Origin of the sequence: Streptomyces diastatochromogenes, from assembly GCF_002242805.1 — a bacterium.
GTDB lineage: Bacteria > Actinomycetota > Actinomycetes > Streptomycetales > Streptomycetaceae > Streptomyces > Streptomyces diastatochromogenes.
Map to the genome: position 1 here is coordinate 41,581 of NZ_MCGQ01000004.1, position 24,719 is coordinate 66,299.

General features: G+C 73.0%; 20 protein-coding genes. 10 read left to right on the forward strand and 10 right to left on the reverse strand.

Translation table 11 applies throughout. The features are described 5' to 3' along the window. Positions 1–11 precede the first annotated feature (11 nt). From mmsA to BEK98_RS01685, 6 genes are all read left to right on the forward strand, one after another. A complete protein-coding gene (gene mmsA / locus BEK98_RS01660; protein WP_094214518.1) occupies positions 12–1,514 on the forward strand; it encodes a CoA-acylating methylmalonate-semialdehyde dehydrogenase in 1,503 nt (500 codons plus the stop codon). A gap of 378 nt (positions 1,515–1,892) precedes the next feature. After that, positions 1,893–3,299: an APC family permease gene (locus BEK98_RS01665; RefSeq protein WP_094214519.1), complete on the forward strand. Its 1,407-nt coding sequence runs from the start codon at positions 1,893–1,895 to the stop codon at positions 3,297–3,299. A 203-nt stretch (positions 3,300–3,502) separates the two neighbouring features. After that, positions 3,503–6,334 carry a CocE/NonD family hydrolase gene (locus tag BEK98_RS01670; protein WP_094214520.1) on the forward strand — a complete coding sequence of 944 codons (2,832 nt, stop codon included), beginning with the start codon at positions 3,503–3,505 and terminating at the stop codon, positions 6,332–6,334. After that, positions 6,331–7,194 carry an ABC transporter permease gene (locus BEK98_RS01675; RefSeq protein WP_094214521.1) on the forward strand — a complete coding sequence of 288 codons (864 nt, stop codon included), beginning with the start codon at positions 6,331–6,333 and terminating at the stop codon, positions 7,192–7,194. Before BEK98_RS01670 ends, BEK98_RS01675 begins: the two co-directional genes overlap by 4 nt. Positions 7,195–7,351: 157 nt before the next feature. Beyond that, entirely contained in the window at positions 7,352–8,869 is a 1,518-nt protein-coding gene (locus tag BEK98_RS01680) for a vWA domain-containing protein (protein WP_094214522.1), read from the forward strand. A gap of 86 nt (positions 8,870–8,955) precedes the next feature. Then, a complete protein-coding gene (locus BEK98_RS01685) occupies positions 8,956–10,875 on the forward strand; it encodes an AMP-dependent synthetase/ligase (protein WP_094214523.1) in 1,920 nt (639 codons plus the stop codon). 66 nt (positions 10,876–10,941) lie between these two features. Here BEK98_RS01685 and BEK98_RS01690 read toward each other — a convergent pair whose 3' ends face one another. Both BEK98_RS01690 and BEK98_RS01695 read right to left on the reverse strand, forming a co-directional pair. Continuing rightward, complete coding sequence (locus BEK98_RS01690; protein WP_094214524.1) at positions 10,942–11,340, reverse strand: rodlin; 399 nt, start codon at positions 11,338–11,340, stop codon at positions 10,942–10,944. Between the two features lie 223 nt (positions 11,341–11,563). Beyond that, entirely contained in the window at positions 11,564–11,962 is a 399-nt protein-coding gene (locus BEK98_RS01695) for a rodlin (protein WP_094214525.1), read from the reverse strand. Positions 11,963–12,219: 257 nt separating this feature from the next. Between BEK98_RS01695 and BEK98_RS01700 the strand changes: the two genes are divergently transcribed. The 3 genes from BEK98_RS01700 to BEK98_RS51575 all read left to right on the forward strand — a co-directional run bounded on the left by BEK98_RS01700 (position 12,220) and on the right by BEK98_RS51575 (position 14,303). Next, the gene (locus BEK98_RS01700; RefSeq protein ID WP_094214526.1) at positions 12,220–12,618 is read left to right on the forward strand and encodes a rodlin; all 399 of its coding nucleotides are present in this window, start codon (positions 12,220–12,222) and stop codon (positions 12,616–12,618) included. Positions 12,619–12,890: 272 nt separating this feature from the next. Further along, the gene (locus BEK98_RS01705; RefSeq protein WP_244201706.1) at positions 12,891–13,142 is read left to right on the forward strand and encodes a chaplin; all 252 of its coding nucleotides are present in this window, start codon (positions 12,891–12,893) and stop codon (positions 13,140–13,142) included. Between the two features lie 120 nt (positions 13,143–13,262). Then, positions 13,263–14,303 (forward strand): chaplin, encoded by a 1,041-nt coding sequence (locus BEK98_RS51575; protein WP_094214528.1) that lies wholly within the window; start codon positions 13,263–13,265, stop codon positions 14,301–14,303. Positions 14,304–14,390: 87 nt separating this feature from the next. Here BEK98_RS51575 and BEK98_RS01715 read toward each other — a convergent pair whose 3' ends face one another. Then, on the reverse strand, positions 14,391–15,647 hold the full coding sequence (locus tag BEK98_RS01715; protein WP_094214529.1) for an FAD-dependent oxidoreductase: 1,257 nt from the start codon (positions 15,645–15,647) through the stop codon (positions 14,391–14,393). Further along, positions 15,647–16,918, reverse strand: coding sequence for a carboxylate--amine ligase (locus BEK98_RS01720; RefSeq protein WP_094214530.1), 1,272 nt, complete (start codon positions 16,916–16,918; stop codon positions 15,647–15,649). The genes BEK98_RS01715 and BEK98_RS01720 overlap by 1 nt, the downstream gene beginning before the upstream one ends. Before the next feature lie 173 nt (positions 16,919–17,091). Here BEK98_RS01720 and BEK98_RS01725 point away from each other — a divergent pair, with 173 nt between their 5' ends. Beyond that, a complete protein-coding gene (locus tag BEK98_RS01725) occupies positions 17,092–18,060 on the forward strand; it encodes a glycoside hydrolase family 26 protein (RefSeq protein WP_107428244.1) in 969 nt (322 codons plus the stop codon). Here BEK98_RS01725 and BEK98_RS01730 read toward each other — a convergent pair. The 6 genes from BEK98_RS01730 to BEK98_RS01755 are packed head-to-tail and all read right to left on the reverse strand — an operon-like array spanning position 18,033 to position 24,716. Further along, positions 18,033–19,190 carry a GNAT family N-acetyltransferase gene (locus BEK98_RS01730; protein ID WP_094214531.1) on the reverse strand — a complete coding sequence of 386 codons (1,158 nt, stop codon included), beginning with the start codon at positions 19,188–19,190 and terminating at the stop codon, positions 18,033–18,035. The genes BEK98_RS01725 and BEK98_RS01730 overlap by 28 nt on opposite strands. After that, the gene (locus BEK98_RS01735) at positions 19,187–19,843 is read right to left on the reverse strand and encodes a YveK family protein (RefSeq protein WP_094214532.1); all 657 of its coding nucleotides are present in this window, start codon (positions 19,841–19,843) and stop codon (positions 19,187–19,189) included. Before BEK98_RS01735 ends, BEK98_RS01730 begins: the two co-directional genes overlap by 4 nt. Continuing rightward, positions 19,840–21,003 (reverse strand): glycosyltransferase, encoded by a 1,164-nt coding sequence (locus tag BEK98_RS01740; protein WP_094214533.1) that lies wholly within the window; start codon positions 21,001–21,003, stop codon positions 19,840–19,842. Before BEK98_RS01740 ends, BEK98_RS01735 begins: the two co-directional genes overlap by 4 nt. After that, positions 21,000–21,761 carry a polysaccharide deacetylase family protein gene (locus BEK98_RS01745; RefSeq protein WP_208642979.1) on the reverse strand — a complete coding sequence of 254 codons (762 nt, stop codon included), beginning with the start codon at positions 21,759–21,761 and terminating at the stop codon, positions 21,000–21,002. Before BEK98_RS01745 ends, BEK98_RS01740 begins: the two co-directional genes overlap by 4 nt. Then, positions 21,745–23,361: a murein biosynthesis integral membrane protein MurJ gene (murJ, locus tag BEK98_RS01750; RefSeq protein WP_094214535.1), complete on the reverse strand. Its 1,617-nt coding sequence runs from the start codon at positions 23,359–23,361 to the stop codon at positions 21,745–21,747. The genes BEK98_RS01745 and murJ overlap by 17 nt, the downstream gene beginning before the upstream one ends. Continuing rightward, a complete protein-coding gene (locus tag BEK98_RS01755) occupies positions 23,358–24,716 on the reverse strand; it encodes an O-antigen ligase family protein (RefSeq protein WP_094214536.1) in 1,359 nt (452 codons plus the stop codon). The genes murJ and BEK98_RS01755 overlap by 4 nt, the downstream gene beginning before the upstream one ends. Positions 24,717–24,719: the final 3 nt, after the last annotated feature.

Sequence of the window (24,719 nt, forward strand, 5' to 3'; positions counted from 1 at the left end):
AGTTTCTGGGCATGACGAAGATCGTCAACCACTGGATCGGCGGCAAGACCGTCGAAGGCGCGTCGGGTACGTACGGGCCGGTCACGGACCCGGCGACCGGCGCGGTCACCACCAAGGTCGCGTTCGCGTCGGTCGAGGAGGTGGACACGGCCGTCGCGGCGGCCAAGGACGCCTTCGTGACCTGGGGCCAGTCCTCGCTGGCCCAGCGCACCTCCATCCTGTTCAAGTTCCGGGCGCTGCTGGACGCGAACCGGGACGCGATCGCGGAGCTGATCACCGCCGAGCACGGCAAGGTGCACTCCGACGCGCTCGGCGAGGTCGCCCGCGGCCTGGAGATCGTCGACCTCGCCTGCGGCATCAACGTGCAGCTGAAGGGCGAGCTGTCCACGCAGGTCGCCAGCCGGGTCGACGTGGCCTCGATCCGCCAGCCGCTGGGTGTCGTCGCGGGCATCACGCCGTTCAACTTCCCGGCGATGGTCCCGATGTGGATGTTCCCGATCGCCATCGCGACCGGCAACACCTTCGTGCTCAAGCCGTCCGAGAAGGACCCCTCGGCCGCCATCAAGATCGCCGAGCTGCTCGCCGAGGCCGGCCTGCCCGACGGCGTCTTCAACGTCGTCCACGGCGACAAGGTGGCCGTTGACCGCCTCCTGGAGCACCCGGACGTCAAGGCGGTCTCGTTCGTGGGCTCGACCCCGATCGCCCGCTACATCCACACCACCGCCTCCGCCAACCACAAGCGCGTGCAGGCCCTGGGCGGCGCCAAGAACCACATGCTGGTCCTGCCCGACGCCGACCTGGACGCGGCTGCCGACGCTGCCGTCTCCGCCGCCTACGGCTCCGCCGGCGAGCGCTGCATGGCCATCTCCGCCGTCGTCGCGGTCGGCGCCATCGGCGACGAACTGGTCGACAAGATCCGCGAGCGCGCCGAGAAGATCAAGATCGGTCCCGGCAACGACCCGACCTCCGAGATGGGCCCGCTCATCACCAAGGTCCACCGCGACAAGGTCGCCTCCTACGTCGAGGGCGCGGCCGCCGAGGGCGCCGAGGTCGTCCTGGACGGCACCGGCTACACCGTCGAGGGCTACGAGGACGGCCACTGGATCGGCATCTCCCTGCTCGACAAGGTGCCCACGTCCGCGAAGGCCTACCAGGACGAGATCTTCGGCCCGGTGCTGTGCGTGCTGCGCGTGGACACCTACGAGGAGGGCGTCGCCCTCATCAACGCCTCCCCGTTCGGCAACGGCACCGCGATCTTCACCCGGGACGGCGGCGCCGCCCGCCGCTTCCAGCTGGAGATCGAGGCCGGCATGGTCGGCGTGAACGTCCCGATCCCGGTCCCCGTCGGCTACCACTCCTTCGGCGGCTGGAAGGACTCCCTCTTCGGCGACCACCACATCTACGGCAACGACGGCACGCACTTCTACACCCGCGGCAAGGTCGTCACCACCCGCTGGCCCGACCCCTCCGAGGCCCCCGCCGGCGTCGACCTCGGCTTCCCCCGCAACCACTGAGTGCTGCGCACCCCCCTGTCAGGCCGTCCGGATACCGGACGGCCTGACATTTTTTTGACGCCTTGGCTGCGATTCTCGTTCTTGCGGGATTAAACGGATGGCGAAGGGGTTACGTGCAGATGACCTTCGAAAGCAAGGTCACATTCCGCTGGGGCTTGCTGGATGCGCCTATAGGGCGTCGCGGCCTGTGAAAGTGATGCTGCTTAAGTCTTGCTGGAGGTGCGGATTCCGAAGGTAAACGGCCATTGACGCAATGGTTTTCGTCGGGGTTCTCTATGCAGCGCCGGGAGCGGACGAGACGAACGTACGACGAGCCGCCGGAGGCGATAGCGCTCCCGACCCCACCCTCAGTCGAACAAGTCGATCGGAACCCGCCGCATGACCGACACGCTCCGCCCTGTCGAGACAGCCGTCATAGATGCTTCCGGGGCCCCTGACAGCCCCCAGAAGCTCAAGCGTTCCATCGGCGTCGTCGGCGGCACCCTGCTGACGCTCTCCTGTGTCACGCCCGCCTCCACGCTCTTCGTGGTCGTCCCCGACCTCTTCGGCTCCCTCGGCACCGCCACCGCCCTGACGATCGCCATCGGCTCCCTCCTCTGTATCGCCGTGGCGTTCTGCTACTCCGAGCTGGGCACCCTCATCCCCAGCGCGGGCGGCGAGTACGCCATGGTGTCGACGATGGCCGGGCGGCTCGCGGGCTGGCTCGTCTTCGTCCTGTCCCTGCTGGTCGTGATGATCGTCCCGCCGGTGATCGCGATGGGCACGGCCGACTACCTCGCGCCGATCGTGCACCTCGACCCGTCGATGACCGGCGCCGGCGTGATGCTGCTCGCCACCCTCGCGGGCCTGCTCGACCTGCGCGCCAACGCCTGGATCACCGGCATCTTCCTGGTCCTGGAGGTCGTCGCCGCCGGTGTCGTCGCCCTCCTGGGCTTCACGCACAGCCACCGCGGGGTCGGCAGCCTGGTCTCCATGCAGGTGGCCGGCGAGCACGGCCACACGGACACCGTGACGGCCATGCTGGTCGTCTCCGGGCTCGCCATCGCCCTCTTCGTCACCCAGGGCTTCTCGACCGCCGTCTACCTCTCCGAGGAGCTGGAGAACCCGCGCCGCAACGTCGCCCGCACGGTGCTGGCCACCCTGGCGATCTCCACCGTGGTCATCCTGGTCCCGGTCGCCGCCATCACCATGGGCGCCGGCGACCTCAAGGAGCTGACCGGCGGCGACATCAGCTCCATGGTCACCGCCTGGTCCAACTCTGCGGTCGGCACCTTCGTCAGCCTGTGCGTGGCCCTCGCGATCATCAACGCGGGCATCGTCATGGTCATCCAGAACTCCCGCGTGCTGTTCGCCTCCGCCCGCGACAAGGCCTGGCCCGGCCCGGTCAACAACGTCTTCTCCAAGCTCGGCCGCTTCGGCTCCCCCTGGGTCGCCACGCTCGCGGTCGGCGTCCCCGGCGCCCTGCTCTGCTTCGTCAACCTGGACACCCTGTACGGCGTGACGGGCGTCTCGGTGACCGGCATGTACCTGCTGGTCGCGGTCGCCGCCCTCCTGTCCCGGCGCGGCTCCCACAAGCACACGCCCGCCTGGCGGATGCCGCTGTGGCCCGCGATGCCGGTCCTGCTGATCGCGGTCCTCGGCTACATCCTCATCCAGCAGGAGGCGACCTACCTGCTGTGGACCGGCGGCATCACCGCGGTCGCCACCCTCTACTGGGCCTTCTACCTCCGCCCGCGCCGCGAGACCCGCTGGCTGGTCTCGATCCCGGAGGACGACCAGGCCTAGCGAACCCCTCACCCGTCCCCGCGTCCTCGCCGCCCGCACCGTGCCGGGCGGCGAGGACGTCTGCGTACCACGCCTGAAGTACGCCGGGGCAGGCCCGTACGCCCCAAGGAGGGCCCGGGGTTCAGCCTGGCGGCCGCCTCCGCTGTCGGTGGCGGCCCGTACCGTTGAGGCATGGATCTTCACCTGCCCCCGCAGGGGCGCGCATGAGGCAGAGCGGGCCCGCACTGCGCGGGCTGCTCAAGGGGCCGCGGCGGCTGATGGCCGCCGCGGCCGCCGTCGTGGTGCTCGCCGGCGCCGGCACATGGTCGGCCGTCGCCTCCGACGGCGCGCCGCCGGTGCACCGCAGCGACCGGGTCATGACCATGGCCGACGGGACGCGCATCGACACCTCGTACTTCACCGGCGGCTCGGCCGGCCGCCGCCCCGCCGTCCTGCTCGGACACGGCTTCGGCGGCAGCAAGGACGACGTCCGGCAGCAGGCCGAGGACCTCGCCCGCGACGGATACGCGGTGCTGACCTGGTCCGCGCGCGGCTTCGGCCACTCGACCGGAAAGGTCGGGCTGAACGACCCGAAGCACGAGGTCGCCGACGTCTCCCGGCTCATCGACTGGCTGGCCGAGCAGCCGCAGGTCCGCCTCGACAAGCCGGGCGACCCGCGCGTGGGCATGGCCGGCGGCTCCTACGGCGGAGCCATCTCCCTCCTCGCCGCCGGATACGACCACCGCGTCGACGCCATCGCCCCGGCCATCACCTACTGGAACCTCGCCGACGCCCTGTTCCCGAACGGCGTCTTCAAGAAGCTGTGGGCCGGGATCTTCTTCAACACCGCGGGCGGCTGCGCGAAGTTCGAGCCGGACCTGTGCCGGATGTACGACCGGGTCGCCGAGTCCGGCACCCCGGACGCGGCCGCCCGCAAACTGCTGGAAGAGCGCTCGCCGTCCGCGGTCGCCGACCGCATCAAGGTGCCCACCCTGCTGGTGCAGGGCCAGACCGACTCCCTGTTCACCCTCGCCCAGTCCGACGCCGCCGCCAAGGCCATCCGCGTGAACGGCTCCCCGGTCGACGTCGACTGGATCGCGGGCGGACACGACGGCGGCGACCTGGAGAGCGGCCGGGTGCAGGGGCGGGTGGCGAGCTGGTTCGACCGCTACCTGAAGGGCGACACGTCCGCCGACACCGGCCCGGCCTTCCGGATCACCCGCACGGGAGGCGTCGACTCCACCGACGGCGCCGCCCAGCTGCGCGGCGCGAGCGCCGACAGCTACCCCGGCCTGCGCGACCACCAGCGGGCCATCGCACTGACCGGCCGCGAGCAGCGCTTCGCGAACCCCGCGGGCGCCAGCCCGCCCGGCGTCTCCGCCCTGCCCGGCCTCGGCGGCAGCGGCGGCCTCGCCCAGCTGTCCGCGCTCGGCGTCGGTGTCTCCCTCGACTTCCCCGGCCAGTACGCGAAGTTCGACTCGGCGCCCGTGACCGGCGACCTCAGGATCACCGGCTCGCCGACCGTGACGGCCCACGTCACCTCCACCAGCGCGGACGCCGTCCTGTTCGGCAAGGTCTACGACGTCGGCCCCGACGGCACCCAGCAGGTGCTGCCCTCGCAGCTCGTCGCACCCCTGCGCGTCACCGGCGCCAAGTCCGGCAAGGACGTCACGATCACCCTCCCGGCGATCGACCACGAGGTCCAGAAGGGCCACCGGCTCCGCCTGGTCCTCGCCTCCACCGACCTGGGCTACGCCTCACCGGCCGCCCCGGCCACGTACACCGTCTCCCTCAAGGGAGACCTGAGCGTGCCGACGGCCCCCGCCGTCACCACCGCGGCCGCCCCCCTGCCCGCCTGGGTGTGGTGGCTGCCCCTGGCCGGAGCCGCGGGCGCGCTCGCCCTGCTGTTCACCGGCCGCCGCCGTACGACCGCCCCCGCACCCGACCCGGCACTCGCCGACGTCCCGCTGCAGATAACGGACCTGAGCAAGCGGTACGCCAAGTCCGCCGACCGGTACGCGGTGCGTGAGCTGTCCTTCCGCGTGGAGAAGGGCCAGGTGCTCGGTCTGCTCGGGCCCAACGGCGCCGGCAAGACCACCACACTGCGCATGCTGATGGGCCTGATCAAGCCGGACGGCGGCGAGATCCGCGTCTTCGGCCACGCCATCCGGCCCGGCGCGCCCGTGCTGTCGCGGGTCGGCGCCTTCGTGGAGGGCGCGGGCTTCCTGCCGCACCTGTCCGGCCGGGAGAACCTGGAACTGTACTGGCGGGCCACCGGCCGCCCGCCCGAGGACGCGCACCTGGACGAGGCCCTGGAGATCGCCGGCCTCGGCGACGCCCTCGCCCGCGCGGTGCGCACCTACTCCCAGGGCATGCGCCAGCGCCTCGCCATCGCCCAGGCCATGCTCGGCCTGCCCGACCTGCTCATCCTGGACGAGCCCACCAACGGCCTCGACCCGCCCCAGATCCGCGAGATGCGCGAGGTGATGATCCGCTACGCGGCCGCCGGCCGCACCGTGATCGTCTCCAGCCACCTCCTCGCCGAGGTCGAGCAGTCCTGCACCCACCTGGTGGTGATGGACCGCGGCCGCCTCGTCCAGGCCGGCCCGGTGGGCGAGATCGTGGGCTCCGGCGACACCCTGCTCGTCGGCCTGGCGGCCGACATCGCGGACCCGTTGGTCGAGAAGGTCGCCGCGCTGCCCGGGGTCGAGTCGGCGGTACGGACGGACGGGGGTCTGCTCGTGCGGCTGGCACCCGGCGAGGACTCCCGCCCCGAGACGGAGCCGGTCGTGGTCCCGGTGGCCGCCGGCCGGGCGGACCGGGGCACGGCGTCCGACGACGCGGGCGCGCCCGGAGCCGGTGAGGCCGAGCAGATCACCGTCCCGCCCCCCGCCTCCGAGACCGGCGGGGGAGTGCCCGGGCTCTCCGTCACCGGCTCGGCCGCCGCCGCCCGTCTCCTCGTCGAGCTGGTGCGCCTCGAAGTCCCCGTCGCCTCGCTCGGCCCCCACCGCCGTCTCGAGGACGCCTTCCTCACCCTGATCGGAGGTTCCGCATGAGCACGCTGGCCGAGCGCACCGAGACGGCCTCCGGCTACCGCGCCGGCCGTACCCTGCCCCTGCGCGTGGAGCTGGTGCGCCAGCTCAAGCGGCGGCGCACGCTGATCATGGGCGGGATCCTGGCCGTCCTCCCGTTCGTGCTGCTCATCGCCTTCGCGATCGGCGGCGACCCGGGCAGCCGCAACGGCCAGGTCACCCTGATGGACACGGCCACCGCGTCCGGCGCCAACTTCGCCGCGGTCAACCTGTTCGTCTCGGCGGGCTTCCTGCTGGTGATCCCGGTCGCCCTGTTCTGCGGGGACACGGTCGCCTCGGAGGCGAGCTGGTCCTCCCTGCGCTATCTGCTGGCCGCGCCCGTGCCCCGGGCCCGGCTGCTGTGGTCCAAGCTCGCCGTGGGGCTCGGGATGAGCCTCGCCGCGATGGTGCTGCTGCCGGTCGTGGCCCTCGCGGTCGGCACGGCCGCCTACGGCTGGGGCCCGCTGCAGATACCCACCGGCGGCGCACTGGACTCCGGCACGGCGGCACAGCGGCTCCTGGTGGTCGTGGCGTACGTCTTCGTGTCCCAACTGGTCACCGCGGGACTGGCGTTCTGGCTGTCGACCAAGACGGACGCACCGCTCGGCGCGGTCGGCGGCGCGGTCGGCCTGACCATCGTCGGCAACGTCCTGGACGCGGTCACCGCCCTCGGCCACTGGCGTGACTTCCTGCCCGCGCACTGGCAGTTCGCCTGGGCCGACGCCGTCCAGCCGCACCCCGAGTGGTCCGGCATGATCCAGGGCACCGCGATCTCCATAACGTACGCCCTGGTGCTGTTCGCCCTGGCCTTCCGGGGGTTCGCCCGCAAGGACGTGGTGTCCTAGGTCACCGGAGGGTCACCCACCGGTCTCGAAGGGGCCCCGCCGTGGCCGGTTCGAGACTCATCCGCAACGCTCCGGATCGCACGTTCCGGCCCCCTGCGCCGTCACAGTCGGCAGAGGTCGCACAAGCCGACGTCAACCGACGCAGGGGGAACGCGAGATGGAGCGGAACCGGACACAGCGATCACGACGGATACGCGGCACACTGCTCGCCCTCACGGCGGCCGGAAGCCTGCTGCTGACGGCCTGCGGGGCGGGCGGCACCGAGAACCACACCAACAGCTCCGACAAACGCGGCCTGCCCGCCCCCGCCCCAGGCCGGGACGAGCGGGGCTTCGAGTCGCCCCCGTCCGACGGCGACCTCTCCACCTTCGCCCTCGACGTCGACACCGCCTCCTACACCTACGCCCGCCGCACCCTCGCCGACGGCCGCACCCCCGACCCGCAGACCGTCCGCCCCGAGGAGTTCGTCAACAGCTTCCGCCAGGACTACCGCCGCCCCGACGGCAACGGCTTCTCGGTCACCGTCGACGGCGCCCGCACCGCGAAGCCGAACTGGTCCCTGGTCCGCGTCGGCCTCGCCACCCGGACCGCCGAACCCACCGAGAAGCGCCCACCGGCCGCGCTCACCTTCGTCATCGACGTCTCCGGCTCCATGGACGAACCCGGCCGCCTCGACCTCGCCAAGCAGTCCCTGAACACCATGACGGACCGGCTGCGCGACGACGACTCGGTGGCCGTCGTCACCTTCAGCGAACACGCCGAGACCGTCCTGCCGATGACCCGCCTCGGCGGCCACCGCGGCGAGATCCACGACGCCGTCGACGGCCTGGAGGCCCAGTCCTCCACCAACCTCGGCGCGGGCGTCGAGACCGGCTACGCCACCGCCGTCGAGGGCCTGCGCAAGGGCGCCACCAACCGGGTCGTCCTCGTCTCCGACGCCCTCGCCAACGAGGGCGAGACCAGCCCCGACGCGATCCTGCGCCGCATCGACTCCGCCCGCCGCGAGCACGGCATCACCCTCTTCGGCGTAGGCGTCGGCAGCAACTACGGCGACGCCCTCATGGAACGCCTCGCCGACAAGGGCGACGGCCACACCGCCTACGTCTCCGACACCGACGGCGCCCGCAAGGTCTTCTGCGAGCAACTCCCGCAGAACATCGAGCTGACCGCCCGCGACGCCAAGGCGCAGGTCGCCTTCGACCCCCACACCGTCGCCGAGTTCCGCCTCGTCGGCTACGACGACCGCAAGGTCGCCGACGACGACTTCCGCAACGACCACGTGGACGGCGGCGAGGTCGGCCCCGGCCACACCGTCACCGCCCTGTACGCGGTGCGCACCAGGCCGGGCGCCGACGGCCACCTCGCCACCGCCACCGTCCGCTGGCTCGACCCCACCACCCGGGCCCCGCACGAGGAGTCCGGCGCCGTGGAGACCGGCGCCCTCAAGGACTCCGTCTGGGAGGCGAGCCCCCGCTTCCAGGTCACGGCGGTGGCCGCCTACTTCGCCGACGCCCTGCGCGCCGGCACCGACCACGGCCCCGCCCTCCCCGGCGCCCCGAGCCTCACCCGCCTCGCCGACCGCGCCGCCATGCTGGCCGACGTCACCGAGGACCAGGACGTACAGGACCTCGCCGACGCGATCCGGGAGGCGAGCCACACGGACACCGGGGACTGAGTCACCGCACGTCCCATTGACCCTCCCTTACTTCGGAGTAAGTTGACGTCCCGGCAGGTACGTTCGAGCCGCCACCGGGAGCCGTGATGGGCGTACGCAGGGATCTGAAGCGGGCACGGCAGCGCACCGACCTGGCGGCCCGTGGCTCGGTGGAGATCGTCAGGGACGCGACGGGCGCCGTGCGCGAGGTGCGAGCGGCGCCCCTGGCACCGCCGCTCACCGACGGCTCCCTGGCCGACCTCCCGTTCACGCACGCGGCCGAGACCCCGGACGCGGTGCTGCTGCGCCGCCGTACCGAAGGCGCCTGGCGCCCGGTCACGGCGGCCGCCTTCGCCGCCGAGGCCACCGCCGTCGCCAAGGGGCTGATCGCCGCCGGACTCGAACCGGGCGGCCGGGTCGCCGTGATGTCCCGCACCCGCTACGAGTGGACCGTCCTGGACTTCGCCATCTGGGCGGCCGGTGGCCAGTCCGTGCCCGTCTACCCGACCTCCTCCGCCGAGCAGGTGGAGTGGATCGTCCGCGACTCCGGCGCCCGGTACGTCGTCACCGAGACCGCCGAGAACACCGCCACGGTCACCACCGGCACCGCGCACCACCCCCAGCCACCGCACCTCTGGGAACTGGACGCAGATGCCCTCGCCCATCTCACCGCCCTCGGCCGCGACCTGGCCGACGACGAGGTCGCCAAGCGACGCGCCGCCGTGACCCCCGACACCATCGCCACCCTCTGCTACACCTCCGGCACCACCGGACAGCCGAAGGGCTGCGTCCTCACCCACGCCAACCTGCACGCCGAGGCCGCCAACACCGTCGAGCTGCTGCACCCGGTCTTCCAGGCCGTCACCGGACAGACGGCCTCCATCCTGCTGTTCCTGCCGCTCGCCCACATCCTCGGCCGCACCCTGCAACTCGCCTGTCTGATGGGCCGTATCGAGATCGGCCACTTCCCGAGCGTCAAGCCCGACGAACTCCGGCCCGCGCTCAAGGAGTTCCGGCCCACCGTCCTGGTCGGGGTGCCGTACCTCTTCGAGAAGATCCACGACACCGGCCGCGCCACCGCCGAGAAGATCGGCCGCGGCGCCTCCTTCGACCGCGCCGAACGGGTCGCCGTGCGCTTCGGCGAGGCCTACCTGAGGAAGTTCCTCGGCACCGGCAAGGGCCCGGGGCCCGGCCTGTACGCCGCCTGGGCCCTGTACGACCTGCTGGTCTACCGGCGCATCCGCAAGGAGCTGGGCGGCCGTCTGCGGTACGCCATGAGCGGCGGCTCCCCGCTGGACCGCAACCTCAACCTGTTCTTCCACGCGGCCGGGATCGTCGTCTACGAGGGCTACGGCCTGACCGAGACCAGCGCGGCCGCCACCATCGTGCCCCCGCTCGGCCCTCGCCCGGGCACGGTCGGCCTGCCGATCCCCGGCGTGTCGGTACGCATCGCCGACGACGGGGAGGTGCTGATCAAGGGCGGGGTGGTCTTCGGGTCGTACTGGAACAACCCGGCGGCCACCGGCGCCGTCCTCGCCGACGACTGGTTCGCAAGCGGCGACCTCGGCTCCCTGGACGAGGACGGCTACCTCACCATCACCGGCCGCAAGAAGGACATCATCATCACCTCCGGCGGCAAGAACGTCTCCCCGGCGGTCCTGGAGGACCGGCTGCGCAGCCGCTCGCCGGTCGGCCAGTGCGTGGTCGTCGGGGACAACCGGCCCTTCGTGGCGGCCCTGATCACCCTCGACCCCGAGGCGGTCGCCCACTGGCTGGCGGTCCGCAAGCTGCCCGCGGACACCCCGCTGTCCGAGCTGGTCCGGGACGAGCGGCTGCGGGCCGAGGTGCAGAAGGCGGTCGACTACGCCAACGAGGCCGTCTCGCGCGCCGAGTCGATCCGCGCCTTCGCACTCGTCGAGGGTGAGTTCACCGAGGAGAACGGGCTGCTGACGCCGTCCCTGAAGATGAAGCGGCACGCTGTGACGGCGGCCTACGCCGAACAGATCGAGGCGCTGTACCGGAAGTAGTACTGCGGCACACGACGGCGGCGGGCCACCGGGGGAACCGGTGACCCGCCGCGCGGAGGACCTTGCTCAGCCGTTGCTGGACAGGGCGGAGATGTCGTCCAGGATGTGCGAGAGCGGCTCGTCGCCCTTGGCCTGGGTCGAGTTCTCGGCGCACTGCTGGTTCTGCGGCGCGGACAGGACCGGGATGTCCTGGACGCCGACGTTCGCGATGAGCGCGGCCACCGACTGGACGTTGACCTTCGCGGGCAGGCCGACACAGGCCTTGTTCAGCGAGCCCTCGACCAGCGACAGCTGCGGGCTCTGGTCGCCGAGCGTGCCCGAGTTGCCGAACGACGACGAGGCGTTGTTACCGCTGAACGACGTGGTGCCGTTGTCGTTGTCGACGGCGAGAGCCTGGGGGGCGGCCGCACCAGCGAGACCGGCGATGGAGGCGGCGACAGCCGCGGTCGCCCACAGCTTCTTCATGTTGGTTCCCTTTCGAAAGGCGGACTCCGGGGAGGAGCTGCGTGATCGTCAACGGCCCGGACCACGCCGCAGTTGCGGGCTTTGCCCCGATTGGGCTAATGCAGTCCGATAAGTCCATAGATACCCCCCTTTACCTTCAAGGGGCGGCCGAACACGCCGACGGGCCGCCGGGAAGTCGGCGGCCCGTCGGGGAGGGCCCGTGCAGGGCCGGGAGATCTCCGGATCAGCCGTTGCTGGACAGGGCGGAGATGTCGTCCAGGATGTGCGAGAGCGGCTCGTCGCCCTTGGCCTGGGTCGAGTTCTCGGTGCACTGCTGGTTCTGCGGCGCGGACAGGATCGGGATGTCCTGCACGCCGACGTTGACCAGCGCCAGGATGGACTGGGCGTTGAGCTTCGCCGGCAGGCCGATGCAGGGCTTGTTGAACGAGCCCTGGATGAGCGCCAGCTGGGGGCTCAGGTCCCCGCTCGTGCTGGAGTTGCCGAACGACTGAACGGCGTCGTTGCCACTGAACGACGTGGTGCCGTTGTCGTTGTCGACAGCCATGGCCGGGGACGCGGCGGCGGCGGAGAAACCGACGATGGAAGCGGCGACCGCGGCGGAGGCCAGAACCTTCTTGATCACTTGCAATTCCCTTCTGGAGAAACCCCGACCACCGGAGCTTCCTGGTCAACTGCCCATCAGGCGATGGGTTGCTCTGCTTCACTCCGATGGCCTAAACGGGGCTGTGGCGTATGCCCGGGGAGACGGACAGGGGAATTCCACCGATTCCCCGGGGCCGAACGAGCCGAACGGGTGATGACCCGCAACCAATCGATCCGGCCGCGGTTGATGCGGGGCAGAACGTGCGTCTTGGCGAGCAGTCAGGAAAGGAAAGCAAGATGCTGAAGAAGGCAATGGCCGTGGCGGCGGTCGCCGCGTCCCTCGTCGGTGTGTCGGCGGCGATGGCCCCGCAGGCGCTTGCCATCGACAACGACAACGGCACCACGTCGTTCAGTGGCGACGGCGCCAGCGAGTCGTTCGGCAACAGCACGACCGTGGGCGACATGAGCCCGCAGGCCACGCTGGTCCAGAGCTCGCTCAACAAGCTCTGCGTGGGCCTTCCGGCGAAGGTCAACGCCCAGTCCATCCTCGCCGCCGTCAACGTCGGCGTGCAGGACATCCCGGTGCTGTCCGCGCCGCAGTACCAGGAGTGCGCCGAGAACTCCACCCAGGCCAAGGGCGACGAGCCGGTGTCGCACGTGCTGGACGACCTCAAGGTCCTGTCCACCAACGGCTGACCGCCGGCCCGGCCGGTCCGAAGGCCGCCCGGGTGGCGTGCGGATTTCCGCACTGCTGCCCGGGCGGCCTTCGCCGTCTCTCGTCGCCTTTTTCGAAGAAGCGTTTCTCCTCGTATACGCCAACCTGTCAATTCCCTGATGGCGTTCGAGTGAATTCCAGGGCGACGCGCGTTCCGCAGTTTCTTCGACCGTCTATCCCTCGTTTTACAACCTGCCGGTCATGGTGCGAGCCGTTCAAGCTGTGCTCGCTCGGTTTCGGCCGTCAAAGGGGCATGACCGCTGAGAAGGGAAAGTTCATGAAGAAGAGCGCTGCTGTCGTCGCCGGCGCCGTCCTGGCCCTGGGCGGGGCGGCCCCCGCCTTCGCCGACTCCGGGGCCACCGGTGGGGCGACCCAGTCCGCTGGTGTCATCTCCGGCAACGTGATCCAGGTCCCGGTCCACGTGCCGGTCAACGTCTGCGGCAACACGGTGGACGTCATCGGTCTGCTGAACCCGGCGTTCGGCGACCCCTGCGTCAACGACTGACGCACGCTACGCAACGCACCAGCCCACCGGCTGTGTCCTGGCCGGCCTCGGACCGTCGATCCTTGGATTCTTCGTCCCGAGGCCGGCCTTCCCACTTCTTCGAGCAGGAAGACAACGAGATTGCGACAGACCCTCAGCAAGGGCATGGTCGTGGCCGCCGCGGCGACAGGCATGCTGTCCTTGTACGGCAGTCATGCGCTCGCCGACACGGGCGCGCACGGCGTCGCCCAGGGTTCGCCCGGCGTGCTGTCCGGCAACACCGTCCAAGCCCCGGTGGAAGTCCCGGTCAACGTCTGCGGCAACTCTGTGGACGCGGCCGCCGCGCTGAACCCGGCCTTCGGCAACTCCTGTGCCACCACGCACAGTTCGAAGAAAGACGGCGGTGACCGGCACGGGGGCTCGAACCGCGACGCCGGCCACGACTCGGGCTACGGCGACCAGACCCCGTCTACTCGCAGCGGCGGTGGCCACACGACTCCGTCCCCGTACGGCAGCGGCAGCCACACCACCCCGCCTCCCTATGGCGGCGAGGACCACAAGACCCCGCCCCCGTACGGCAGCGAGGACCACAAGACTCCGTCTCCCCATGGCAGCGAGGACCACAAGACCCCGTCTCCGCACGGCAGTGGTCACACGACCCCGCCTCCGTACGGCGGTGGCGGTCACACGACTCCGCCTCCGTATGGCGGTGGCGGTCCCACGACCCCGCCTCCGTATGGCGGCGAGGACCACAAGACCCCGCCCCCGTACGGCGGCGGTGACCACACGACTCCGCCTCCCTATGGCGGTGGAGACCACACGACTCCGCCTCCCTATGGCGGTGGAGACCACACGACTCCGCCTCCCTATGGCGGCGGTGGTCACACGACTCCGCCTCCGTACGGCGGTGGCGGTCACACGACCCCGCCCCCGTACGGCGGTGGCGGTCACACCACTCCGCCTCCGTACGGCGGCGGTGACCACACCACTCCGCCCCCTTATGGCGGCGGTGACCACACGCCCCCGCCCTACGGCGGCGGCCACCACGGGGGGCAGCCGCCCAGCCTTCCGCACACCGGTGGTGACGCGCGGGCCATGCTGGCGACCTCGGCCGCCAGTGCCGCGCTGATCGCGGCCGGGACGGTCCTGTACCGGCGCGGCCGCGCGGCCTCCGGTCGGTAGCGCGCGGGGTGCCGGACCCCAGTGCCCGGCACCCCGCGTCCCGTGCCACACGCAGGCGCCGTCCGCAGTGGCGCCGTACCGCATCCTTCAGCGCCACACCGCCTCCGGCACCTCGCCACGCCGTCCGGCCGGGATCCGCCAGCCCGCCGGCCCCGAGCGCAGCCGGCGCCGTACCCCGCGCACCAGCGTGCCCGCCGTGAAGGTCGCGCCGTGCACGAAGCGCATCGCCGGGCCGAAGCCCGAGGCCGTGACCAGACCGGCCAGGAACAGGCCGGGGTACGACGACTCGAAGTCCGGCCCCACCTCCGGGGCACCGTCGGCGGTCATCGCCAGCAGCGCGCGCAGTTCGGAGGAGAGCGGCCGCAGCCGGTCGAGGCCGACCCGGAACCCGGTCGCCGCGATGACGTGCCCGGTCTCCAGTGTCCGTGTCCCGCCCCGCCGGGCCACCGTCTCCAGGCGCAGCCCGCCCGGCACCGCACGCGCCGCCGCCACCTCCTGGCCGAGCAGCACCTCCACCCGGCTCTCCACCCGCTCGCGCACCCACCAGGCACCGGCCGGGCCGAGCGCGTCGGCCGCGATCCGGGTCCGGGTCCGCTCCGGCAGCCGGCGGTACAGGCCGGGCCGCTCGGCGTAGAACCAGTTCCGCCAGCCGGGGCCGAGGCCGCTGTGCGGGGCGCGGGCGGTACGCCACCAGGGGCGCTCCCAGGGCGGCGGCATGTCGTTCCAGCACAGCCGGTCCGCGCGGGCCAGGACCCGTACCCGGGTGCCCTGTTCGGCGAGCAGCGCGGCCGTCTCCAGGGCCGCCTGTCCGCCGCCGATCACGGTGACGTCCTCGTCGCGGAAGCGGTCGAGGCCGGCATGGTGGCTGCTGTGGGAGACCAGCTCCGGCGGGAGGCCACGCAGCGCCGCCGGGATCGCGGTGAACGGCAGCACGCCCACGGCCAGCACGACGGTCCGCGCGGCGAGCGTCTCGCCGTCCTCGGTGACCGCCTCGAAGCCGCCGTCGAGGGGCGCCAGGCGGGCCACCGTCCGCTCATCCAGCACGGGCACGGCGTTGCGCGCGAACCACAGGCCGTACTCGGCGAACACGTCCAGCGGGATCGGCTCGGCGTGACGGGCCGTCATGCCCCGGAAGGCGCAGAACACGTCGAGCCGCCAACGACCCTCGGGATCCGAGAGGTTGGACGCCCACGGCTCCGACTTCAGGAACATCCCGCGGGGCATGTGGTCGCGCCAGGACGCCATGGGCCGCCCGAGGACACGCACGTTCAGCCCGGCCGCCCCGGCGTGCGACGCGATCGACAGACCGTACGGGCCCGCACCCACCACCAGCAGGTCGTACATCAGCAACTGCTCGCTTTCTCGTCGTCGGAGAAGTCGTCGGAGATGTCGTCGGAGAAGTCCTCGGACAAGTCGTCGGTGAGGTCCCGGCGGACCGGCCGCTGCCGCAGGCGCCCGGTGAGCCGGCCCGCCGCGTGCCGGCCCCACAGCGCCCACAGCGCCCGGCCCGGCGCCCGGTCGTCCGCCGCGTGCCAGGCCAGCTCCCGCTCCCCGGACGCCGGGCGCAGCGCGTTGAGCGGCGCGTAGTTCTCCACCACGAACTCCCGCCCGGGCAGCGGCACCCCGTCCGGCAGCGGACGGTGGGTGAGGTCCAGGTGAAGGGCGCGTACGACGTCCAGGCCCGCGCTGTCGGCGAACAGCCGGAACTGGGCGCCGGGGCGCGGGTTGAAGTCGAGCAGGTGGTAGCGGCCGGTGCTGCCGCAGCGACGGAAGTCCAGGTCGAAGATGCCCCGGTAGCCCAGCTCGCCGGTGAGCCGCTCGGCCAGCGCCTGCACCTGTGGGTTGGGTGTCCACCGGCCGACCGCGGTCAGGCCCGCCCCGCGCGGCCAGGCCAGCTGCTTGCGGCCCGGCCCGCCGGCGCGCACGGCGCCCGAGCGGTCGGCGTACCCGTGGAAGAACCAGTCGCGGTCCGGGCCCGGCGGCAGGAAGGTCTGCAGCAGCAGGCTGCTGCCCGCCTCGGCGGAGCGCAGATACAGTTCCCGGGCCTGTCTCGCGGAGTTCACCACGACCGTGGAGCGCAGCCCGCTGCCGTCCGGGACCAGCCAGGGCCGGCTCCACTTGGCCACCACCGGCAGCCCCAGCCGCCAGGCGGCCGCGGCCGCGTCCTCGGCACTGTCCGGGACCAGCGTCACCGGATGCGGGACGGCGGCCGCCGCGCACACCCCGGCCAGCTCCGCCTTGTCGGCCACCCGGCCGGGCAGCGCACCCGGCTGCTGCGGCAGCAGGTAGGCGGGCGCCAGCTCCGCACGCAGCCGGGCGGCCGCGACGGCGCTCGCGTCGTCCAGTGCGATCAGCACCGCGGGCCGTGCGACCCGGGCCGCCACCCGGCGCAGCGCGGCCGCGATCTCGCCGGCGGACGCACCGGGCGCCGGCGGGGGATGGATCCGGCACACGTAACGCGACCTGCGCACGGGGCTTCCCGCGCAGTCGGCGACGAGATGCACCTCCACGCCCGCCCGGCCCAGCGAACGTACGGCGCCCAGGGTGCCGTGGTGAAAGGGATTCCGGTCGATCCGCAGCAGCACCGCGGGGACCCGTTCGTCGAGCAGCGACACGGGCGTATTCCTTTCGTCTCGTTCGCCCGTGCGGGGGTTCGGGCCACCTGAAAGCCGTAGCCGCACTGGCGGAATGCATTTCGATATGACTGGGTGTCAATAACAGGAACTGTGCGGCGAAAACGCGGCCCAGCGGAGACAAAGCAGCAGAAGCGGAGAGGAGAGGAGCAGGCATGGCTCCACAGCGGCGAAGGGCCCGGTCCCGGGGGCTGACCGTGCTCGCGGCGGCCGTCACCGCGTCGGCCGCCCTCGCGGCCGCGCCCGAGCCCGCGAAGGAGCCCCCGCCCTTCGGTGCCTTCCTCGACTCCGGGACGGTCGGGGTGGCCCGCATCGCCGAGTTGAGCCACTGGCTCGGCGGCACCGAGCTGAAGGTCGCGCACACCTATCTGCCCGGCGGCCGCTGGCAGGACATCGAGGGGCCGCCCGGCTTCCTGGACGCCTGGGCGCACTGGCGGCGTCAGAAGGCGGACCGGACCTTCGTCCTCAACGTGCCCATGCAGGAGCGCAACGAGGAGCACGTGCCCGACGACCAGGTGCGCTCGCTGCTGCGGCAGGGCGCGGCCGGGCAGTTCGACCGGCACTTCCGCGCCCTGGCCGAGCGGCTGGTGGCGCTGAAGGTGCCGGACACGGTCATCGTGCTCGGCTGGGAGATGAACGGCATCACCTACACCCATCGCTGCGGACCGGACCCGGGGGCCTGGAAGGCGTACTGGAACAGGATCGTCACGGCGATGCGGGCGGTGCCGGGCCAGAGATTCCGGTTCGACTTCAGCCCGAGCCGCGGTCGGGACGCCGTTCCGTGGACCGCGTGCTATCCCGGGGACGCCACGGTCGACATCATCGGGACGGACTCCTACGACCAGCCGGCCGGAATGTCCTTCGACGAACAGGTGAAAGAGCCCTACGGTCTTCAGCAGCAGGTGGATTTCGCGAAATCCCACGGCAAGCCCGTCTCGTATCCGGAATGGGGACTCTTCCGCAACGGCGACGACCCCGAGTACATGCGGCGCATGCTCGACTGGATGGACGAGCACCGGCCGCTGTACAACACGCTGACCGACTACTGCCCGCACGGCGTGTGGCAGTGCTCGGCCAACCCCCAGTCGTCCGAGGCCTACCGGTCCGCCCTGTACGGCCGCTGACCCTGATCGCGTCTCCTCCACCGGTGCAGCACCTCCTTGCCCCGCCGCCGGGCGGCCGCCTCGCACAGCGCGGCCGACAGCAGCGGGGCGGTGCGCCGCCGGGCCAGCAGAAGCCGCTGGTTGACGACCGGTTCGGGACGCCAGTGGTGTTTGTACGGCTCGTCGCCGCGCAGCAGGCTCAGCGTGCCGGGCCCGCCCGCACCGGCGTTCGCGGCGCTCGCCGCGTTTTCGGCGCAGGCATCCAGCAGCATCACGGCCACGTCCGCCCTGCGTTCCCTCAGGCTCGGATGGGCGCCGTACAGATAGCCGCCGGCCAGACTCCGGGACAGCAACGTCAGGTCGACCGCCACCACCTCGGCGCCGATCCGGAACTCGGTCACGACGGCGTCGCCGGAGCGGACCATCGGCCCCACCGCGCGGACCAGATGCTCCCGGAACCGGGGATGCAGATGCTCGGTCGTCACCTTCCGCCCCTGCCACTGCAGCCGGTGCAGCTCCAGCAGCCGGTGCAGCGCCGCGTCCACGGCCTCGGGGCCGGCCGCCCGCCGCTCCACGCCGAGCGCCGTCAGCTTGCGCAGCTTGGCGCGCACCCGCTGGGCCTTGTTCGACGGCAGCCGGGCGACCAGCTCGTCCATGGGTACGGCGGGCAGCTCCAGGCACATCGAGTCGCCGACCGTGCGGCGCGGCCCGCGCCAGCGGTCGTAGACGCGCTCCACCGTGCCGCCCGGCCGCACCTCGCGGAAGTCGATCAGCGCCGTGCGCGCCGCCTCCGACAGGGCCTCGGTGAGGGCGTCGGCCGCGCGCCCGTCGTCGGCGTCGTCCAGCAGCACGTCCCCGTAGTCGGAGATCGCTCCGCCCAGCGGCACCAGCGCGGGCAGCGGGCGGCGGACCAGCATCATCGGCGCGGCGGCGACCAGTTCGCCGCCGGAACGCACCAGCAGCAGCCTGAGCCGCCCCCGGTCGCCGTACGACCGCCACCACGAGTGCAGCCAGGCGTGGCTCTGGAACGGGGTCGCGGCGGCGCACCGTCCGTACAGCCGCCCCCAGGCCGGGGCCAGTTCGGCGAAGGCGTCCCCGTCGGTGACGAGCCCGGCGGTGTACGTCGGGGGCGCCGTGTAGGTCGCCGTCACAGCTGGCCGCGCGCGTCGGCGGCGACCGAGGGTCCGGGCACCGAGGCCGACCGCACCGGCTCCTGCTCCGGCCGGCGCTTCGGCCGTACCAGCAGCACCAGCCCGCCGAGCAGCCCACCCGCGCTCGCCCCCACCAGAGCGGTCACCCCGGCCGACATGGAGGTCGGCGCGGTCGGCCGCAACGCGCGGGAGAACTGCAGGAGTTCGACGTGCGTGGCGGTCTTGGTGTCGTTGGCGTGCCGGGTGAGGGCCCGGGCGACCGCGTTGGCCATGTCGGCGGCCTGGGCCGGGCGGGCGGAGGTGGCGGAGACGGCAACCATCGGGGCGTCCGGCGAGGTGGCGGTGCGCACGCTGTCGCGCAGGGTGTCCACGGGCACCCCGGCCGCCACCTGCGCGTCGCCGAGCACCGCGAGCTGGGTGGCGACCCGGCCGTAGGCCTGGGCGAAGCCGAGCGCGGAGGCGGTGTCGGAGTGCTCGGTGGGTACGGCGATGACATAGCTGGTGGCCGTGTACGTCGGCGCCTTCAGCACGCCGTACGCACCGCCCAGCAGCCCGCCCGCGAGGACGCCGGCCGCCACCAGCGACCAGGGCGGCAGCCTGCGGGCGCGGGAGAAGCGGTCCGGGCGGGGGTACCGGGTGGGGTTCTCGGTCATGGCGAGGTGACTCCCTCGGAGGATCGGGGCTGGGGGATCGTGACGACAGGGCCTAGCGCCGCCGTGTAGACGTCCATGAGCCGGGCGGCGCTGCGGCTGATGCAGTAGTGGCGGGCCGCCTCGGGGGCGGTGCGCGGGCCGGGGCCGGCCGCGCGGACCCCGGCGAGCGCGCGGGCGTAGGCAGCCGCGCCGCCCTGGACGCGCAGGGCGTTCGGGGCGGCTTCGGGCGGCAGGTCGTCGATGGCCGGGCAGCAGGCGTAGCGCACGGGCAGCCCGGCCGCCAGCGCCTCGACGACGGCCAGTCCGAAGGCCTCCTCCGGGGACGGCGAGGCGAGCACGTCCATCGCCGAGGCCAGCGCGGGCAGGTCCGGGCCCCGGGAGCCGTCGCAGTCGTACGGCCGCTCGCCGGCGAACAGCACCCGGTCGGCGACCCGGGCCTCCCCGGCGGCCCGGCGCAGGGCGCTCTCCTCGCCGCCCCCGCCGACCAGCACCAGCCTGCAGTCGCCGGGAAGTTCGACGAGGGCCCGGATCAGCACGTCGAAGCGTTTGCCGGGGTGGAGCCGGCCGATGCCGCCGATGACGAACGCGTCCTCGGGCAGCCCGAGCCGGGCGCGGGTGCGCTCGCGTCGTACGGGGTCGAAGCGGAACCGCTCCAGGTCGATGCCGTTGGGCACGACCTCGATGCGCGGCCCGGGCACGCCCCAGCGGGTGAGCCGCTCGGCGACCGTGGGGGAGACGGCGACCGTGGACCGGCCCAGCCGCTCACCGGCCAGGTACAGCGCGCGCACGCCCGCCGAGAGCGGCCGGCCCTCCATCTGCGAGTCGCCGAGGGAGTGTTCGGTGGCGACGACCGCGCGGACCCCGGCGAGCCGGGCGGCGATCCGGCCGTACAGACAGGCCCGGTAGAGGTGGGTGTGCACCAGGTCGTAGCGGCCGTCCCGGATGAACCGGGCCAGGCGGGGCAGCGCGCCGAGGTCGCGGTTGCCGGTCATGCCGAGGTGGACCACCCGGACGCCGTCCGCGGCCAGCCCCTCGGCGACCGGCCCGGGGTTGGTCAGCGTCACCACGTCGCACTCCACCGGCAGGTGCCGCAGCAGCAGCCGCAGTTGCTGCTCGGCGCCGCCGACCCCGAGCCCGGTGATGATGTGCAGCGCCCTCACCGCAGCCCCTCGACGGGACGGCGGCGCAGCCGGTGCAGCCGGTGCTTCAGGAACAGGCGTACGGCGGTGTCGTGCTGCCCGATGTGCACCCGGGGCAGGGTGTACGGGCCGCTCAGCGCGCCGGGGTCGATGGCGCAGGCATAGCCGTAACCGGCCTCGCGTACGGCGTCGACGGCCCGTTGGTCGACCGTGCCGTACGGGTAGCAGAAGCCGGTGACCGGGATGCCGGTCACCTCCTCCAGCCGTGTGCGGCTCTCGGCGGTCTCGGCCCTGAGGGCGGTGTCGTCGGCGCGGGTGAGGTCGACGTGGGTGAGGCCGTGCGAGCCGATCTCCACGCCCGCCCGGGCGGCGTGCCGGATGCCGTGGGCGGTGAGCAGCGGCTTGCGCGGGCCCAGCGGGTCCCACGCGTTGTCGCCGCCGAGCCGGCCGGGCAGCACGAACAGGGTGGCCGTGCACTCCCAACGGGCCAGCGCGGGCAGGGCGTTGTCGAGGAAGTCCGCGTACCCGTCGTCGAAGGTGAGCCCCACCAGGCCGCGTCCCTCGCCCCGGGCGCGGGCGGCGAGCAGTTCGGCCACCGACACGCCCCTGAGGCCATGGCCGCGCAGCCAGCGCAGCTGCCGGTCCAGCCGGCCGGGCGTGACCGTGACGCGGTACGGGTCGTCGGAGCAGTCGCCGACCGAGTGGTACATGGCGATCCACGGGACGGGGCCGGGTCTGGTGGCCCCGGCGCGGAGCGGGGACTCAACGGAGGACGGCATGGGCGAGCCTTCGGGCGAGGGTGCGGACGAAACGGAGTGCGGGCGCGCAGCCCTGGGCGCCCAGGACCCGGCCGAGCAGGACGAACACCACCGTGACGGTGGCGCCCCCGGCGAGCAGACCGGCCACCGGGGCGGCGGACCGGCTCGCGACCAGAGCCCCCGCCACCGCGGCCACCACGGCGGCCGGCAGCGGCCTGCCCAGCTCGCGCAGCACCCGCCCGGTCCGGATCGGCACGCTGCGCGGGCCCATGCCGGACAGCAGCAGGCCGGCGGTGACCGTGATGCCGATGGCGTTGGCCGCGGCGATCCCGGTGACGCCCCAGGAGCCGACCGTCCAGGCGCCGAGCCACGAGGTCACGGCGATGCCGGCGGCCATGGCGGCGACCGGGTACCAGGTGGCACGGCCCGCGGAGAAGTAGGAGCGGACCAGCACCCCCGTCAGCGTCTGGCCGAGCAGCCCGAGCGCGTACACCCGCATCACGCTCGCGGTCGCCGCGGTGTCCTCAGCGGTGAACGCGCCCCGCTGGAAGAGGAGCTGGACGAGCTGCGGGGCGCAGGCGACCACGGCCGCGGTGCCGAGCAGCACCAGGCAGCAGGCCACCGCCAGATCGCGCTCCACCCGGGTGCGGGCCCGCTCGATGTCGCCGTCGGCGAGCGCCCGCGCCACCAGCGGGAAGGTGACCGTGCACAGCATCATCGACAGCGTCATGGGGATCTGCGCGACCTTCTGCGCGTAGTTCAGGTGCGAGATGGCCCCGGCGGGCAGGTTCGAGGCGAGGAACCGCTCGATGAGCACCTGCGACTGCCGGCACAGCGCGAACAGCAGCACGGTGGCCATCAGCGCGATGTCCAGGGGCCGCGCGCCGACGACGTCCGCGGCCACCGACCCGGCCGTACGACCGCTGCGCAACTGCCGTACCAAAGACGGAAGTTGGATGGCCACCATCAGGCAGCCGCCCGCCGCGACCCCGAGCGCGGCCGAGCGCACCCCCCAGCGGCCGCCGAGGGCGAACATCGCGGTGACGATGCCGACGTTGTAGGCGACATAGATCGCAGCCGGGGCCAGGAAGCGGCGGTGGGCCCGCAGGGCCGCGCTGCAGTACCCGGCGAGCCCGAAGCTGAACACACAGGTCGCGGTGAGCCGGGTGCAGTCCACGGCGAGCGCGGGGTCGTGCAGGCCGGGCGCGAGGGCCTCGACCAGCTGCGGGGCGGCCGCCGCGAGCAGCGCGCCCACCGCGGCGAAGGCCAGCGCCAGCCGGGGCAGCGTGCCGGCCACCAGCGCACGGACGGGGTCGCCGGGGGCACCCTGGGCACGCCGGGCCAGGGCCCCGCTGAACGCCGGGATCAGCGCGAACGCCAGCCCGTCCTCGATGAGCAGCGTGGCCGCGAACTCCGGCACGGTCCAGGCGACCAGGAAGGCGTCGGTGTCCTGCCCGGCCCCGAACAGCCGCGCCAGCGACTGGTCCCGCACCAGCCCGAGCAGCGCCCCCGCGACCGAGAGAGAGGCGGTGACGAGGGTGGCCTTGGCGAGGAACCCGCGGGTGGCCGGGGCGTGTTCGGGGGCGGTGTCCTCCCGGGGGGTGGTGGCCTGCGTGGTCATCGGAGGGCCGCCTCCCCGACGACCGTTCCCCGCGTGTCCGCGAGCGCGGCGGCCTCGCCGCAGGCCACCGCCTCCCCGCCCACCAGCGCCCACCACGCCACCAGCCCGAAGCACACCGCGGTCAGTACGGTCGACGGGCCACCGATGTCGGCGTAGGCGAAGTCGACGAGCTGCCAGACCAGCAGCCCGCAGGCGGCCAGCGCGCACTCCGCGCCCCGGCCCGAACGGTGGGCCCGCCACAGACCCCGCAGCGCGCACACCAGCAGGGCCAGCCAGCCGCCCGCCAGGCAGAGCAGCCCGATCAGGCCCTGCTCGCTGAGCACCAGCAGATACATGTTGTGCGGGGACAGGAGCGGCTGCCTGCGGTAGGCGGCGCCCGCGCCCTCCGTGTCGCTGCCCGAGGACAGCGCGAGCGAGGCGTGGCCGTCGCGGTACTCGGGGAAGCCCTTCAACCCGACGCCGGTCAGCGGGTGCTGCCGCCACATGTCGGTGGCCGCGGCCCACATGGTGTACCGGTCGGTGACCGACTGGTCGGGCGCGTCGGTGACCTGCGTGATGCTGTCGATCCGCTCCTGCAGCATCGCCGTACCCACCCCGAGACCGCCCACCAGGACCACGCCCGCGGCCACCACGGCCGCCCCGACCCTCAGCGCCCGGCGCAGCCCGGCCAGCACCAGCTGGACGGTGAGTGTCACGGCGGTGGCGATCCAGGCGCCCCGGCTGAAGGACAGCGCCAGGGGCAGCAGGAGGGCGAGCGCGCAGGCGGCCGCGGCCCACCGCTCGCGCACCCGGGTCCGGCCGAGCGCCAGTCCCACCGCGCACACCAGCCCGAAGGACACCACGGTCGCCATGCCCATCACGTCCTGCGCCCCGAAGGTGCCGACCGCGCGGATGTCCTCGCCCTGGTAGGAGGCGCCGGTCCCGGTGGCGTACTGCTGGACGCCGATCGCCCCCTGCCACCCCGCGAGCCCCACGAACGCCCAGGCCAGCAGCCGGAAGTCACGCCGGTCGCGGATCAGCAGGAGGACGGCGGCGGGGACGAGGACGAAGATCTGGAGGTAACGGCCGAGGCCCGTGATCCCGGCGCCCGGCGACACCGCGCCCATCGCGGCGAGCGCGAGACCGGGCACCGGCAGGCCGAGGACCACCGCGGCGGTACGGGACAGCGGGCGCCGCCGCTCGCGCAGGAGCCGTACGACGCAGTAGGCGACGACCAGCGCGGACAGCGCGTCGGCCGGGCCCGCGCCGCCCTCGCCGCCGGGGGAGAGGGGCAGCGCGAGCAGGGCGACCACGGCCACCACCGGCAGCACCGGGGACGCACCGCGCAGACGGCCGAGGGGCAGGGCGAGGCTCATCGG

Bases quoted from the DNA above. Each gene is read 5' to 3' on its own strand.
- mmsA (WP_094214518.1), top strand. From the start codon at position 12: ATGACGAAGATCGTCAACCACTGGATCGGCGGCAAGACCGTCGAAGGC.
- BEK98_RS01665 (WP_094214519.1), top strand. From the start codon at position 1,893: ATGACCGACACGCTCCGCCCTGTCGAGACAGCCGTCATAGATGCTTCC.
- BEK98_RS01670 (WP_094214520.1), top strand. From the start codon at position 3,503: ATGAGGCAGAGCGGGCCCGCACTGCGCGGGCTGCTCAAGGGGCCGCGG.
- BEK98_RS01675 (WP_094214521.1), top strand. From the start codon at position 6,331: ATGAGCACGCTGGCCGAGCGCACCGAGACGGCCTCCGGCTACCGCGCC.
- BEK98_RS01680 (WP_094214522.1), top strand. From the start codon at position 7,352: ATGGAGCGGAACCGGACACAGCGATCACGACGGATACGCGGCACACTG.
- BEK98_RS01685 (WP_094214523.1), top strand. From the start codon at position 8,956: ATGGGCGTACGCAGGGATCTGAAGCGGGCACGGCAGCGCACCGACCTG.
- BEK98_RS01690 (WP_094214524.1), bottom strand. From the start codon at position 11,340: ATGAAGAAGCTGTGGGCGACCGCGGCTGTCGCCGCCTCCATCGCCGGT.
- BEK98_RS01700 (WP_094214526.1), top strand. From the start codon at position 12,220: ATGCTGAAGAAGGCAATGGCCGTGGCGGCGGTCGCCGCGTCCCTCGTC.
- BEK98_RS01705 (WP_244201706.1), top strand. From the start codon at position 12,891: ATGACCGCTGAGAAGGGAAAGTTCATGAAGAAGAGCGCTGCTGTCGTC.
- BEK98_RS01715 (WP_094214529.1), bottom strand. From the start codon at position 15,647: ATGTACGACCTGCTGGTGGTGGGTGCGGGCCCGTACGGTCTGTCGATC.
- BEK98_RS01725 (WP_107428244.1), top strand. From the start codon at position 17,092: ATGGCTCCACAGCGGCGAAGGGCCCGGTCCCGGGGGCTGACCGTGCTC.
- BEK98_RS01735 (WP_094214532.1), bottom strand. From the start codon at position 19,843: ATGACCGAGAACCCCACCCGGTACCCCCGCCCGGACCGCTTCTCCCGC.
- BEK98_RS01745 (WP_208642979.1), bottom strand. From the start codon at position 21,761: ATGCCGTCCTCCGTTGAGTCCCCGCTCCGCGCCGGGGCCACCAGACCC.
- murJ (WP_094214535.1), bottom strand. From the start codon at position 23,361: ATGACCACGCAGGCCACCACCCCCCGGGAGGACACCGCCCCCGAACAC.
- BEK98_RS01755 (WP_094214536.1), bottom strand. From the start codon at position 24,716: ATGAGCCTCGCCCTGCCCCTCGGCCGTCTGCGCGGTGCGTCCCCGGTG.